Here is a 13800-nt window from a genome sequence, read left to right on the forward strand (position 1 = left end):
GCCGAAGGCGCTCCGCTCACTACCGGCACAAATGCACCTGGTCATTGACCGGGTAGCTGAAGGTATTAGGTATTACCCATCTTGCTTTATAAATTTTCCAGCCTTTTTGGGAGAAGATACTATTGCCTTTCGCGTCCAGTACTTCGTCCGTCCACCAGGATTCCTTTGGTCTTATTAACAGCACCGGGAAACCGCTGCCAGCAGAGGATACGCTCTTAATGTTGGCTTGCAGCACATCCGCCTGCGTAAGCTTTTTACTGATAACATTAAACGTATATACGTTGGTGGTATTCGTTAACCACAGGTTATTTTCGCCATATACCGGGAACAGGTCATGCGCTTCTGTGCCTGGAATATTAATAACCGTATCCGGCATCAGATCAGGCGCAGCGCAGTTAAAATTGTAACGGAACGAGCGCATGGTAGCCATGGCAGCCGACCAAAGCCTTTGCTGTCCGGCATCCCACACTACGTTATGCCCGAAATCGATGGGTATTTTTTTCGTTTTAACGCCATCGGGATAATGCAGCGTATCCGTTTTAAACAGCATCAGGTAGTTCCCCGTACTGGAGGCTGTGACAATATTACCATCGGGCAATAACTCCGAGGAATGCGTGTTGCCGCCGGCATAGGCATAGAACACCGTTTTTTTATCTGCTATCCTGATCAGGGCCACGCCACCGCCCGAAGCGTTGGTCAGGATGTATTCGTTGTTGTATACCGCTTTGGCATCACTGGGATTACTAAACCACTTCACATGCTCCGGTTTCACATTGGAATTTTCAGGTTTCCATTCCCAGATAACGGCGCCGGAGGCTACATCCGCGATAACGATGCGGTGCTGCGATTGCTCCGCCAGCACGATACACTTGCTGCAGGCCGCCACCGTAGCCGGCGTATCGGGTTTTACCACCGGCGGCGGTACCACTGCCGGCGTCACCTTACTTTTACCCGAACAGGCTATGGCCAGTAAAGTAACGCCGCTGAGCAGATAGAATAATTTTTTCATCATCAATAATTATTGTTTTGGGCGAGATTAGGATTCAGGTCGCGCTGCGTTTGCGGAATCGGCCACCAGTAATCCCTGTCCCTGTTAAATGTTCTTTTTACGATGGGCTGGTTCTCTGAATTGTAAATAGTCGCATTCATTACTGTTTCCGCCAGCTTCCAGCGACGGATATCCGTATAATAAAAGCCTTCAAAAGCAAATTCCACCCTTCTTTCATGACGGATCAGCTGCCGCATGGTCGCCTGTGTTTGTGCAGCAGGGATCTCATAAGGCGCCAGGCCCGCACGCTGGCGAACGCGGTTAACGGCATCATACACCGTGGCATCCGGTCCGGATACTTCGTTCTGCGCTTCTGCGTACATCAATAATACATCAGCAAAACGGATATACATATAATTTGTTTCAGATCTTCCCGCCTGGTTGATCAGGTTAGTGGTTGCTTCTTTATCATAGATGCTATATTTCTTCACGCCATACCCGGTGATCTTAAATGGTGCAGTGGGCGTGGTTACCGCGCCAATATAGGTATCGCCGGGGAATACCATGCTCTTATAAAAACGCGGATCACGGTTTTCATAAGGCTTTGCCGGATCGTATAAGGGCGACACTTCTTTAGGGCTGCCATCCTTCATATCATAGGCATCTACTATATTCCGCAAGGGGGCGTTAGTGTTATACTGGCGGTTTATCAGGTCAAAAGAGTTTCCCAGCTCGGGAATTTTCGCACCTACGTCAAAGATCGACTCCACGCTGTTTTCATTGGCAGGCAAAAACAGGCTTCTGTAATCGCTGAACAGGCCATAACCGGCGCCAGCCAGGTCAATTACGGCTTTGGCAGCATCTGCCGCGGCTTTCCAGGCGGTGATGTTACCGGAAGGATTATTCAACGGACTGGCCTCAAATAACAATACCCTGGCTTTTAGCGCCAGCGCAGCGCCTTTTGTGGCACGGCCAATATCGCCGCCGCTGTATTTGAGCGGTAAGGCAGCAGCAGCTTCGTCCAGGTCTTTCAACACCTGTTGTACTACTTTGGCGCGGGTATCGCGGGGCAGTTTGCCCTGGGCGGCAGGATCAGGGGCATCGAGTATCAGCGGCACGCCACCATAGTAAGTTTCCAGCATACCGTAATACAGCGCTCTTAAAAATTTAGCCTCGGCCGTCATGCGCGCCCTTAAAGCACTGTCCATAGGCACCGCAGGCGATTTGGCCAGGAAGTTGTTACATCTGCCTATACCCACATTGCAATCCCGCCAGCGGGCATTAATAATTGTGGAGTTGGTGGCGGTTTGTGTACCCAGGGCAATGGCGTTAACCCCCCTGGAGTCGTCGTAGTTATAAGCATTCGGCGTGGCCGTTTCTTCCCATAATACCGTGGCGTCGCCACCAAGTACGCCTTCCAGTCTTAGCGCAGCATAACAACCCGTTAGCGCGGCGGTTACATTTTTCTCGGAGGTCCAATAGTTTTCTTCTGTATAACGGTCGTTGGGAAAGGATTCCAGCGCCTTATCCGAACATGCCGACAGCAGTGCCATCCCCAGGGCTATTAAAATCAGTTGTTTCATCTTCTATAGTTTATGGGTTGGATTAAAAAGTTACGTTTACGCCGAAGCTGTAGGTTTTGAGAGAAGGATATTCATAGAAGGTATCTCCCTGGATATTTTTCTCCGGATCAAAACCTTTGAACTTTGTAAACGTGAGCAGGTTTTCACCATTCGCGAATACAGCCACCCGCTTCACTTTCGCCCTGCTTAACCAGCCTTGCGGCAGTTCATATTTCAACTGCAGATTTTTCATGCGCAGGTAAGAACCGTTTTTGAGCCAGAAGGTGGAGGGCTGAAAATTTTCTGTTGCACCTGTAGCGGTGGTGAGTATAGGTAAAGACGCATTTGGATTTTGCGGTGTCCACGAATTATCTACCCACTCTTTGGTGACGCCGGCGCCATTATTAAAGGGCATAGCCAGATTTACAGTAGGATACAGGTTGATACCCTGCACTCCCTGGAAAAAAGCGTTTAAAGTAAGGCCTTTATATCCCAGGTTAATGTTAAAGCTGTAGTTGTATTTGGGAATAGAGCTACCTGCTATAACGCGGTCGTATGCGTCAATTTTGCCATCGGGCTTTCCATCGGGGCCGCCCAGGTCAGCATACTTCACATAGCCGGGCTTTACGGCATTGCTGATCTTTGCACTGTTGTCTACTTCTTCCTGCGACTGGTAAATACCAATGGCTTTATACAGGAAATAGGCATCAATAGGATATCCTGCGCGGGTGGTTCTGCGTGTGCTGATAATGGATTCTCCATTCAGGCTGATCACCTTATTCTGTACGTAACTAACGTTAGCGGATACACTGTAATTAAAAGCGCCGATATCGTTACGATGTGTAACGGTTACTTCATACCCGGTGTTATTTACGGCGCCCACGTTAGTCACGGGGCCTGCCAGCCCGCCGCCCTGCTGCGGGATCTGTACCGGCCGGAGAATGTCTTCCGTTTTCCTCTTAAAAACGTCCACGCTCAGGGCCAGCTTACCATTCCAGGCGCTGGCGTCTGCGCCGAGGTTATAGGCGGTAGTGGTTTCCCAGGAAATATCCGCATCGCTGAACTTCGTTACAGCAGCGCCGGGGTTCACGGTGTTATTAAATGAATAGTCCTGTCCCAGGTTCACGGTATTCAGATAGCCGTAGAGGTCTCCCGCTGCATTACCGGCATTTCCCTGGTTACCCAGTTTACCGTAAGAAGCACGGAGCTTCAGGAGATCAATGGTCCGCGAACTGCCAAAAAATGCTTCCTTGTCGATACGCCATCCGGCGGAAACGGCGGGGTAAAGGCCCCAGCGGTTTCCACTGGCAAAGCGGGAAGAGCCATCATAGCGTAACGTAGCTTCCAGCAGATATTTTTCAGCGTAACTGTAATTGATCCTGCCAAAATAAGAAGCGAGTATATCCTTTGTTACCCGGCCATTGGCGGTAGGATTCAGCGAGCCTGCGTCGAGGTCGGTTAGCGTATTATCAAAATAGCCTTCTATATGCGCCGTCGCATTGGTATTATCGAAACGGTTGTAGCTGGTGCCTGCCATTACATCAAGATGATGACGGGTTTTAAAATCATGCTGCCAGTTCAGCGTTTGGTAAAAAGAGATATTGAGATTGTTTTCATCATAGCTGTTGGAAGACGGATTAATATTATAGTTGTTCGGTGCGCCTGTTTTAGGATTATAGGTCACCAGGTAAGGCACAAAGCTCCGGGCATAGCCATCGAGCTTATCTATGCCTAAATTAATGTTATAAGTAATGTCAAAAGGAAGCTTATAGTCGGCATATACCTTTGCCAGCAAGCGTTGCGGCGCGTGGTAGTTACTGCCTTCCTTCAGCAGCATCAACGGATTTTCGATGGTATTTCTGCCGGGGGTAGCAAATACACTGCTGCCATATTTACCATCTTTTGTATAGGGAGAAAAAATAGGCAACACGCGGGTAAGCCTGGTAAAATAATAGCCGGTGGCATCTGAACCTCCAAAGGCCGGCTCTGTATAGGTGCGGTAGTTACCAATGATGCTGGTACCTACATGCAATCGTTTGGAAATATTGGCAGAAACATTTACATCCAGCGTATAGCGGTTAGCGTGATTGGCGGCAATGAGTACGCCATCCTGGTCCATATACCCTACAGCGATGCTGTATAATACGTTGTCAGAGCCACCGGAGAAGCGCAGATTATGCTGTTGCAGGATACCATTCTTCAACACCAGGTCAAACCAGTTGACATTCGGATAGGCGTACGGGTTAGTAGCCATCCCGTTTTTATATTCTTCGATCTGTGCGGGTGTGTAATCGACTGCAGCGGGGGATTTCCCTTCGTTTATGAGGGCCTGGTCTTTCATCTGCATATACTGGATAGGATCCCATACCACATCCGGCAGTTTGGTAGGATTCTGGATACCGTAGGAGTAGCTGTAGTTGACTTCCACTTTTCCTTTTTTACCGCTTTTGGTGGTGATCAGCACTACTCCGTTTGCCGCCCGGGAGCCATAAATGGCTGCAGAAGCGTCTTTCAGCACAGTAATGTTATCAATAAAATCCGGATTGATTTCATTGATATCATATTCCACCCCATCTACCAGTACCAGCGGGTTGTTGTTGTTGAGGGTACCCACTCCCCTTACGCGGATGGTAGCGCCATCCTGACCGGGTTTGCCACCAGCCTGGTTTACCCACAGGCCCGACACGCCATGAAGCGCCTGGCTGGCGGAGGTAACGGGCGTATTTTCTTTGCTGCGCATATCCAGTGTAGAGATGGCGCCTGTAAGATTTACCTGTTTCTGTGTACCATATCCCACCACTACTACCTGGTTTAATGCGGTAGATACTTCCTTCATTTTCACCATGAGCGACAGCTGTTCGCCGGCTTTCAACTGGTACCCGGAAAGGGTTTGGGCCTCATATCCCACATAGGTAAATATAAAACTATAGGGACCTCCTGCCTCCAGGTTGTTAAACCGGAACAGGCCTTTTTCATCTGTCTGCACACCTTTCGCAGTAGCGTTACCGTTAAGTCTAACGGCAACGGTTACACCGGGTAGGGCCTGGCCCTTTTCATCTTTCACGATACCGCTTACGGTTACGTGTGACTGCGCCTGCAGCGAGAAACCGGTGGTTGTTACCAGCATCCATACCAGGGCCATGTAAAGAAAAATAGTTTGCTTTTTAGCGGTGTTCATATACCAGGTTTTAGGCAATACATTTTAAGTTCATCGTTACCGATGAAGCATGCTTTATTAAAAAATGTGAACGAAAAGTTTACTTGTTAATATGGAATCCTGTGCTGTCTTCCATTACGCTTAGTTTGTTCAATAACCCTATGGTGTTTAAAATATTGGCCGGCGTTTCGGTTTTCAACAGCTGGCCGGAGAAATAATATTTCTTCAGCCTGGCGGGTGAATAACTGATGTGGATATTATATTGTTTTTCCAGTCCTGCCAGCAGCTGCGGCAACGGTACCTTAGTGTACACGAATGCTTCGTTTGTTTCTTCCACGGCGCCCATGATCAGTGCAGGCGTTTCCGTTAGTGCAGTTGCCTTGTCGCCGTGTACTTCGAAGGCGAGGCCATTTCCTCCAAAGTCTGCGGTCTGACCGGGTTTCAGGTAAACGGTATTGGCCTTAGCAGTATCTGTTGCGGGCCGGAGCATCACTTTTCCTGATACCAGTTTGATATGTGTGGAAGCGCGTGCATTAATTTCAAACACGGTACCCAATACGGTGGTAGTCACCTGCCGGGTATATACTGTAAAAGGATGAGCGGTGCTGCCGGCAACAGTAAAGCGTGCCATTCCTTCGAGGTATACCTGGCGCTGACCGGGCTGCCATTTCAATTGGCTGTTACTGCCCAGTTCCACGATGGATCCATCTTCCAGCGGAATACGGATTTTTGTTTGTTCCCGGTTAACGACCACCGTATCCCGGTTCGTGATGGCTGCTGCTGCAATAGGTCCCTGAACAGTAGCAGTCCCCGTTTGTTGTTTATGGGAAGACCAGAAATTCAGGGTCAGTATACCGGCTGCCGCAGCTGCGGCGGCGGCAACCGTCCACCCCCATTTCCGGGATACCCGTTTTACCGGTGTGGTCGTTTCCTTTTTCACTTCTTCCAGCATGACCTCACTGAAAGCGGGTGATAAATGCGCTGTTGACTCGAACTCCTCCCACTCCTGCTCGGATATCCACTGGTTAAGCACTTCCGGATGCTGTTCCAGGTAACCGGCTACTGCGGCCGCCTCCGCAGCAGTACATTCATTTGCAAAAAAGCGCCCGATCAGGGCGGGAGTTATTTCCATATTCACGGTGTTCAGTATATATTACGTTTGGAAAAAGTATTGTACCCACGCATTATCAAAAAATAATTTTGCAGGCGCTATAACAGGGAAATAATGCATAGGAGCACCAATACTTCGCGGATTTGTTTAATGGCCCTGTTGACCTGGTTTTCCACTGTTTTAACAGAAAGGGAGAGCTCTTCGGCGATTTCTTTATTGGTAAGACCGTTAATCCGGTATTGGAAGATCCTTTTTCTTTCCGCCGGCAATGATTCCATGGCACGGTGGATAAGCTGCATATTGTCGCGATAAATAAGCCCGGTCGACATATCCGGCTCGGCGGAAGGCATTTCCGGATCTACCGGAACGCTTCTCTGCTGGGCCTTTTGCCGCAATACATCTATCAGTGTGGTGCGCGCAATACGAAACAGCTGCCGGGCAACGGGTATGTTCTCATCGAAATGATCAAAATACCGCCATGCCTTAATAAAGGTAAGCTGTACCAGCTCCTGTGTAATGTCTGCGGAGCCTGTGCGTTTGAGGAAGTAGTAATACAATTTCTCGTGAAATTCGTAATACATCTTTTCGAAAACGGCGGCAGATCCTGGTTGTATGTAGTCGGATTTGTTCAAAACAACAATTAGAGATAATTACATTGTTCACAAAGTAACCTACAATAGCCTTGATTCGGAAATTAATTGATTGTTAACTCGCTTTTATCGCAATGACACATAATTACAATCTTTTTTCCGAAATAAAAAGGGGGCTCCGGCAAAAGCGGTATGCCGCTTTTTGTTTAATTTCAATTTATGAAAACACCTTATATAGTACTGGCGCTAGGGGCTGGCATCCTCTTATCCTGCCACCAGCAAGGACAACAACAAAGCGGCGTAGTGACAGATTCATTACCTGCAGAAACTGAAAAGAAAGTCAATTGCTATGAAAAAACCGTTGGCAGGGACACTATCCAACTCACCCTGCGTTACCAGGATAGTGTAGCAACAGGCGCCCTGGTATATAATTTTTTTGAGAAAGATAAAAATCGGGGCGAGTTCAAAGGAATCGTCCACAACGGCATCATCCGCGGTAAATACATTTTTTTGAGCGAAGGCGTGGAAAGCAGCCGGCCGGCGATATTTAAAGTCACTAAAGAACAGGCTTTCGAAGCCTTACCCGATAGTATCGACAGCCAGGGGCTGCCGGTATTCAGCCCGGACAACAACCAGCTGAAATTTGATAGTATCCCGCTGGAAGCGGGGGCGTGCAGGTAGTGCTGTTGCCCGGGATTTTTTTGCCCAGGATTTAAATGATTTTGAGGATTTATAGGATTTTATTTAAACAATTTCAGGGAGAAAAATCCTGTAAATCCTCAAAATCATTTAAATCCTGGGCAAAAAAAATCCCGGGCAAGAAAGCACCTCATCTAATCTTCGGACAATGAACCGCCCCCTGCACAACCCTCAGTGACTGCACCTCTCCATTGGCCTGCCGGATAAATTCAAACCGGAAGTCATAACCGGGTGTCCTGTATTTAAACTTGTCCGGCCCCGCCGGTAACAATGCTGCGTCAGGCAAAGGCGTAGTGGTAGAGAACAACAGTTTATTATTATTAACAGTTATCGTGATAAATGTATTGCTCATGGAGGGAAGCTGGTATTTGCCTGCGTAGTGCTTCAGCGGGTCAGCGACCGGACCGGTTACAGTGTTATCAGCGGCGGCCACCAGTTTGAGCCAATCAAAACTGGCCTGCTGTGTAGAAATAAATTCCACTACATTGCCGGCGCTATCTTTTACAAATTCGAAGGTCACAACCGGCTTTATATTTTGGATGATGAATTTATCCGTTCCTACAGGCACAAGTTTAAAATTGCCTTCCATCGAGGCGTCGCAAAACAACACTCCTTTTTTGTTACCTATCGTAATGACTTGTTTGCCCGACTGGTAGGTACCGGTATAGCTATCCAGCAGGCGGTTGCTCATTTTAATTGCTGAGAAAGATGGTGTACCCAGCGCCAGTCCTGTAATTTGCTGAAATAAGGCAAACCGTTTATCGCTGAAATCTGTTTTGTCTTCGCCGGATTTTACATTAGTTAAAATAGACAGATAAATGTCTTCCGTGGGGAAGTATTTCTCCATCGCAATAAATCCGCTTGTTTGCCCTTCATGGTGTATACATTTTTTGCCTTCCTGCTGATCAATAAACCATCCGTAGCCATAACTGCTGTACTTCCCATCGGATAAGCGGTATGGCGTATATGCCTTTTCCAGGGTGGCTGGTTGCAATACCTTACCTGCCAGCAGGGCATTGTTCCATTGATAAAGATCCCCTACTGTGGAAAGAAGATCGCCGCAGCCGTAGCCCAGTGAAATGGTCTGGTAGTAGCAGTTCTCAAAGAAACCATTATCCCTGGTATAACCGGTAACACGAAGCGGCACGATGTTTTTTTCCGCGGCAAAACGGGTATTGGTCAAGCCCGCGGCTTTAATCACCTTTTCTGTGATATAGTCGTGATAAGACCTGCCGGTTACTTTTTCGATGATGCGGGCCAGCAACACATAATTGGAATTGGAGTAGCCGTATCGGCTGCCAGGGGTGAATTCCAGCGGCGTTTGTTTAAAATGGTCAACCAGGAATCCGGGGGTTAAATCCCATCGTTCCACAAATGGATCGTGGCTGTCGATGGAAGTATAATCGGTAAGACCGGAAGTATGGGTCAATAGATTTTCGATGGTGATAGTTGCCCGCTTAGTGGGAAAATCCGGGAGGTACTGCTGTATACTGTCCTGCAGCGATATTTTGCCTTGTTCCAACAGCTGAAGGATGCCTGCCGCGGTAAACTGTTTGGTCACCGATCCGATGCGGAACACCATATTGGGGGTCAGCGGCGTCCGGAGTTCCAGGTTGGCGCTGCCAAAAGCGGCTTCATAAACCACCTTTCCCTTTTGTGCAATAAGAACAGCTACACCGGGATCTTCCGCGGGAATGGCATCTGCCAGGAGGTGGTCCAGCTGTGTGGCCATTTTCGTTTGTGCGGGTACGTAAAGCCAGGCGGTGCAGCAGCTTAATAAGATAGACAGGATCTTCTTCTTCATACAAAATTTTTATAGCTGTAAAACTGCTGTGAATGCAGTAAACATCATAAAAATCCATTGCTCAGATCCTGATCTGAGTAATATAAAAACACAACAGCCGGCCCTTTTTAAGAGCCGGCTGTTGTTATAGGTAACATGATAATTTTTAGAACTTGTAAGACACTGTTCCGGTAAACTGGGTAGGCGGTATCGGGTTGATACTGTAGTTCTCGTGTACGTAATAGTTGTAGGTATTTGTGATGTTAGATACTTTCGCTATTACACCGAAACGCTTGAAGTTGTACCCGGCGCTCAGGTCGAGTGTAGAGAAGCCAGGTACGGAGATCAGTCGGCTGTATTTCTGCGACTGACCCACTGTGTTGTTCCAGCCTGAATAACGCTGACCGATATAGTAGTATCCTACTCCGAATTTCAGTCCTTTTACGGCCGACTTCTGGATAGTGTAGAACAGACTTGCATTGGCGGTATGATTTGGATTACCTACCAAACGTTCTCCTTCGATAGAACTGCCCGTTCCACCCGGAACGTTTTCTATGGTGATATTGTTATAGCTGTAGCCGGCAATCACATCCAGGCCTGGCAGCGGATGACCCGCGATATCCAGTTCCACGCCCTGGCTGAGGGTTTCGCCGATCAGTGCTTTTAAGTTGGTATTGTTATTTGGTTTGCCATCTTTATCAAATGGCGCTGTTTGTGCGTAATTGTTGTTTTTGATGCGGTAAGCGGTTACGTTTACAGATAACAGTCCTTTCAGGAAATCGTTTTTAACCCCTACTTCAAACTGGTCAATAACAGATGGTTTCAACACATTACTATCGATATCAATTCCGCTGTTGGGCGTAAAGGAGTTGGCGTAGCTTGCAAACACGGCCATGTTAGCGGTAGGTTTGTAAACCAGTCCTACGCGTGGTGAAAATGCATGATCATATTTTGCATTGGTTTTTGTAGTAGCCCCTGTTTTATAGTCCAGCGTAACCGGAGATTCATTCTGCAGGTATGAGAAACGGACACCTGCCAGGAGATTCAGTTTCGGCGTAATTCTTACCAGGTCCTGTACATAGGCGCCAAAGCGGTTTACAGGGGTGGTTACGCTCTTAATTCTGCTGGCCGCAGGAATATCGGTACGTGGTGTGTATAACGATGGATCCAGGATGTTGATGGTATCGTAAGCAGTAGGCTGGTTATAAGAATAAGCGGTGGTATAGTACCTGTCGCCATCCACACCTGCGAGCACGGTATGTTCCATGCTACCGGTTTTAAATTTACCGTTCAGGTCTACCTGTGCGAGGTAATATTCTTCATCATTATAAGCCCTGTTTAACGGACGGCCCCATTTACCGTTCTTATCAGCCTGTATTCTTTCAACAGCATAATAATCGCGGTTGTATTTCTGATAGGAGATCATGCCGTTTAAGGTCCAGTTATCATTCAGCTTATGTTTGATATTAGCTGAAGAAGTAGTTTGCTGCGTGTGCGCATACTGCCATGGGGTACCAAAGAAGCTGTTGCGTGGTACGTCTGCTATTTGGGTATTATCAATGGAGCCAATACCGAAATCAGGTGTAAAGTCGTGTTTCAGGTAGTCGGCCTGCACCAGCAATTCTGTGCGGTCGCTCAATTTGAACAACAGGGAAGGATTGATGTAGTAGCGTTTGGAATGTACTTTATCGCGGTAGCTGTCGGCAGTTTCGAAAGTACCATTTACACGGTAAGCCACTTTTGAAGTAAGCGGGCCATATACATCAAATCCTGGTTTTAACAGGCCGTAGCTGCCGGCTCTGAGGTTTACTTCACCGCCAAAGTTAAACTTAGGCTGTTTGGTCACCATGTTCATTACAGCACCGGGAGATACGTTACCGTATAGGATAGCAGCGCTTCCTTTCAGGATTTCCACTCTTTCCAGGGAGCTCATTTCGGGCATTACGCCGGAGTTCACACGGGCGCCGTTTTTGAACATATTGGAGCTGGAAAATCCGTATCCGCGGGCGTTGAATGATTCCTGTGTACCTGCCCTTGTAGAGGCCATGTAAACACCGTTCACATCTTTTACCACATCGCTCATCCTCTGCACCTGCTGATTTTCCAGTGCTTCATGGCCTATGATGGCCACACCTTGTGGTAAGTCCATTGCAGGTATCGGTAATTTACCGATGCTTACGGGTCTTTTATTGATAGTTCTTGTTTTTGTACCATCCACCACAATTTCGTTCAGCTGGCTGGAAGTAGCTTCCAGTGCAAAGTTCACTGCAGTTACCTGGTCGGCGCCAACGGTTACCTGGTTGTACAGGGTTTTGGTACCGGTATAAGAGATGACCAGGGTTTGGCTGCCTGGCTTCACATTTTTAATTGTAAACTGGCCATTCTCATCGGTGAGCGTGCCCTTTTTAGTGTCTTTTAATCCAATGGTCACAAATGCTGCCGGTTGTCCGTCGGCTGAACTGATCTTTCCTTTGATGGTACCGCTTTGAGCGAATACTGTCAGGTTGATTAAAACGAGGCTGATAATAAAGTAAAAGTATCTCAACTATAGTAATTTTGCGCAAAGGAACGGCAAAGCCGGCTATAGTGATAATCGGATCGGGAAAACCATTTACGCAATCGGGAAATTTATCTTGCCCAGGATTAAACTGATTTTGATGATTTATATGATTTTTTATTGTGATTATAATTTGATTTAAAAGATTATGTAATATATAAGTAAATTTTGCTATATTTTACATGGTCTTTTAAATCAAATTATAATCACAATAAAAAATCATATAAATCATCAAAATCAGTTTAATCCTGGGCAAGAAAAAATCCCGGGCAAGATAAGCTCCCTGCATTATTTCCGCATTTGATCAATCCACTGCTTTATCAGCGCTACCCCTTCCTTGTGAATTACGGTGCGGGCCAGCTCGGGCATGGCGGTACCGGGTTCCACACTGTTCATCCGGTAGGCCAGGATGGAATGGAGGGCGTCGCCGGGAACAACATCGTAGTCGAGGCCTCCGGCGCCACCACCGGCGGAAACGGGTGATTTCATGATTCCAAGATGGTCTTTCCCGGTTTGTTCGTATTCAAGGAAAAGACCGGTGTTGAAGGCATCGCCGCCCTGGGTATGGCAATGAGCACAATTAACATCGAGGTAGGCACGGGCACGTTCGTTGACGGTGAAGTGAACACTGTCTTTCCAATCGGGCAGCTGCGCTACCTGATCCATAGCGGGCAAACCGGCGAGCAGACCGTTGGCAGCCCATTGCGCCAGCTGGCTTTGCGATTGGCCTTTACGCACAAAGTTCAGGTTACGCGCCTTGGGTCCTATCGGGGTGAGCACACTGTTGTTGATATGGCAACGTTTACAATCGTTGGTATTCGGCATCTGGTACATGGTGGACTGCTGCCGGCCGTTATCGTCCAGGAACGTAATCGGGATCTTCTTTCCCAATATCCATTTGTCGGCATCCAGCTGTTCCTTGTTCCACAGGTAGTTCATAACCTTCCACTGCTTATCTGCCGGGTCTTTAAAGAGTAACCGGGTTTCGATCATCATCTTTTCGTGGGCCGGGTTGGTATACGCAAAGTTTTTCACGATGAATGTCGAATCGGGAAAATCCAGCGCCCCATGGGTCGTGTACTGCATAGTTTTTCCTTCAGGCAGTACAATAAACCGGTCTTTCAAGGCATAATCGGTGAACAGCGGGGTTGACAGCTCATAGTTCAGCACGCCTTTTCGTGGCTGCAGGGCTTTGAGCGCACCGGTAAAGAAGCCATAATCAGATAATTTCTCTTTGAACTGAAACGCCCCCTGCGCAGCGGCAGGCGCCGGCCTTTGCTGGCAGCTCTGCGAAACGGCCAGCCAGCTTATTAAACAACCTATCATTAAACAAGGCTTCCTCATCTCCCTAAA

General features: G+C 47.8%; 9 protein-coding genes. 1 reads left to right on the forward strand and 8 read right to left on the reverse strand.

Annotation, left to right across the window (positions count from 1 at the left end):
* Nucleotides 1–19: 19 nt before the first annotated feature.
* The 5 genes from KE626_RS17970 to KE626_RS17990 form a co-directional block, all read right to left on the reverse strand.
* Nucleotides 20–1012 carry a DUF6528 family protein gene (locus tag KE626_RS17970; RefSeq protein ID WP_211974308.1) on the reverse strand — a complete coding sequence of 331 codons (993 nt, stop codon included), beginning with the start codon at nt 1010–1012 and terminating at the stop codon, nt 20–22.
* A complete protein-coding gene (locus KE626_RS17975; protein ID WP_211974309.1) occupies nt 1012–2571 on the reverse strand; it encodes a RagB/SusD family nutrient uptake outer membrane protein in 1560 nt (519 codons plus the stop codon). The genes KE626_RS17970 and KE626_RS17975 overlap by 1 nt, the downstream gene beginning before the upstream one ends.
* Nucleotides 2572–2593: 22 nt before the next feature.
* Nucleotides 2594–5728 carry a SusC/RagA family TonB-linked outer membrane protein gene (locus KE626_RS17980; protein WP_211974310.1) on the reverse strand — a complete coding sequence of 1045 codons (3135 nt, stop codon included), beginning with the start codon at nt 5726–5728 and terminating at the stop codon, nt 2594–2596.
* Between the two features lie 79 nt (nt 5729–5807).
* On the reverse strand, nt 5808–6839 hold the full coding sequence (locus KE626_RS17985; protein WP_211974311.1) for a FecR family protein: 1032 nt from the start codon (nt 6837–6839) through the stop codon (nt 5808–5810).
* Nucleotides 6840–6916: 77 nt separating this feature from the next.
* Nucleotides 6917–7450, reverse strand: a complete 534-nt coding sequence (locus KE626_RS17990) for an RNA polymerase sigma factor (protein WP_211974312.1) — start codon at nt 7448–7450, stop codon at nt 6917–6919.
* A 177-nt stretch (nt 7451–7627) separates the two neighbouring features.
* On the opposite strand from KE626_RS17990, the gene KE626_RS17995 reads away from it, so the two are divergent.
* Nucleotides 7628–8089, forward strand: coding sequence for a hypothetical protein (locus tag KE626_RS17995; protein ID WP_211974313.1), 462 nt, complete (start codon nt 7628–7630; stop codon nt 8087–8089).
* Nucleotides 8090–8237: 148 nt separating this feature from the next.
* Here KE626_RS17995 and KE626_RS18000 read toward each other — a convergent pair whose 3' ends face one another.
* The 3 genes from KE626_RS18000 to KE626_RS18010 form a co-directional block, all read right to left on the reverse strand.
* On the reverse strand, nt 8238–9911 hold the full coding sequence (locus KE626_RS18000) for a serine hydrolase (RefSeq protein WP_211974314.1): 1674 nt from the start codon (nt 9909–9911) through the stop codon (nt 8238–8240).
* 145 nt (nt 9912–10056) lie between these two features.
* Nucleotides 10057–12435: a TonB-dependent receptor gene (locus KE626_RS18005; protein WP_211974315.1), complete on the reverse strand. Its 2379-nt coding sequence runs from the start codon at nt 12433–12435 to the stop codon at nt 10057–10059.
* Nucleotides 12436–12735: 300 nt separating this feature from the next.
* Entirely contained in the window at nt 12736–13791 is a 1056-nt protein-coding gene (locus tag KE626_RS18010; RefSeq protein WP_211974316.1) for an SO2930 family diheme c-type cytochrome, read from the reverse strand.
* Nucleotides 13792–13800: the final 9 nt, after the last annotated feature.

The sequence above is a fragment of the Chitinophaga hostae genome (genome assembly GCF_018224885.1).
GTDB lineage: Bacteria > Bacteroidota > Bacteroidia > Chitinophagales > Chitinophagaceae > Chitinophaga > Chitinophaga hostae.

Excerpts from the sequence above, each read along its gene's own strand:
- KE626_RS17970 (WP_211974308.1), bottom strand. The coding sequence starts at position 1,012 with ATGATGAAAAAATTATTCTATCTGCTCAGCGGCGTTACTTTACTGGCC.
- KE626_RS18010 (WP_211974316.1), bottom strand. The coding sequence starts at position 13,791 with ATGAGGAAGCCTTGTTTAATGATAGGTTGTTTAATAAGCTGGCTGGCC.
- KE626_RS17985 (WP_211974311.1), bottom strand. The coding sequence starts at position 6,839 with ATGGAAATAACTCCCGCCCTGATCGGGCGCTTTTTTGCAAATGAATGT.
- KE626_RS18000 (WP_211974314.1), bottom strand. The coding sequence starts at position 9,911 with ATGAAGAAGAAGATCCTGTCTATCTTATTAAGCTGCTGCACCGCCTGG.
- KE626_RS17975 (WP_211974309.1), bottom strand. The coding sequence starts at position 2,571 with ATGAAACAACTGATTTTAATAGCCCTGGGGATGGCACTGCTGTCGGCA.
- KE626_RS17995 (WP_211974313.1), top strand. The coding sequence starts at position 7,628 with ATGAAAACACCTTATATAGTACTGGCGCTAGGGGCTGGCATCCTCTTA.
- KE626_RS17980 (WP_211974310.1), bottom strand. The coding sequence starts at position 5,728 with ATGAACACCGCTAAAAAGCAAACTATTTTTCTTTACATGGCCCTGGTA.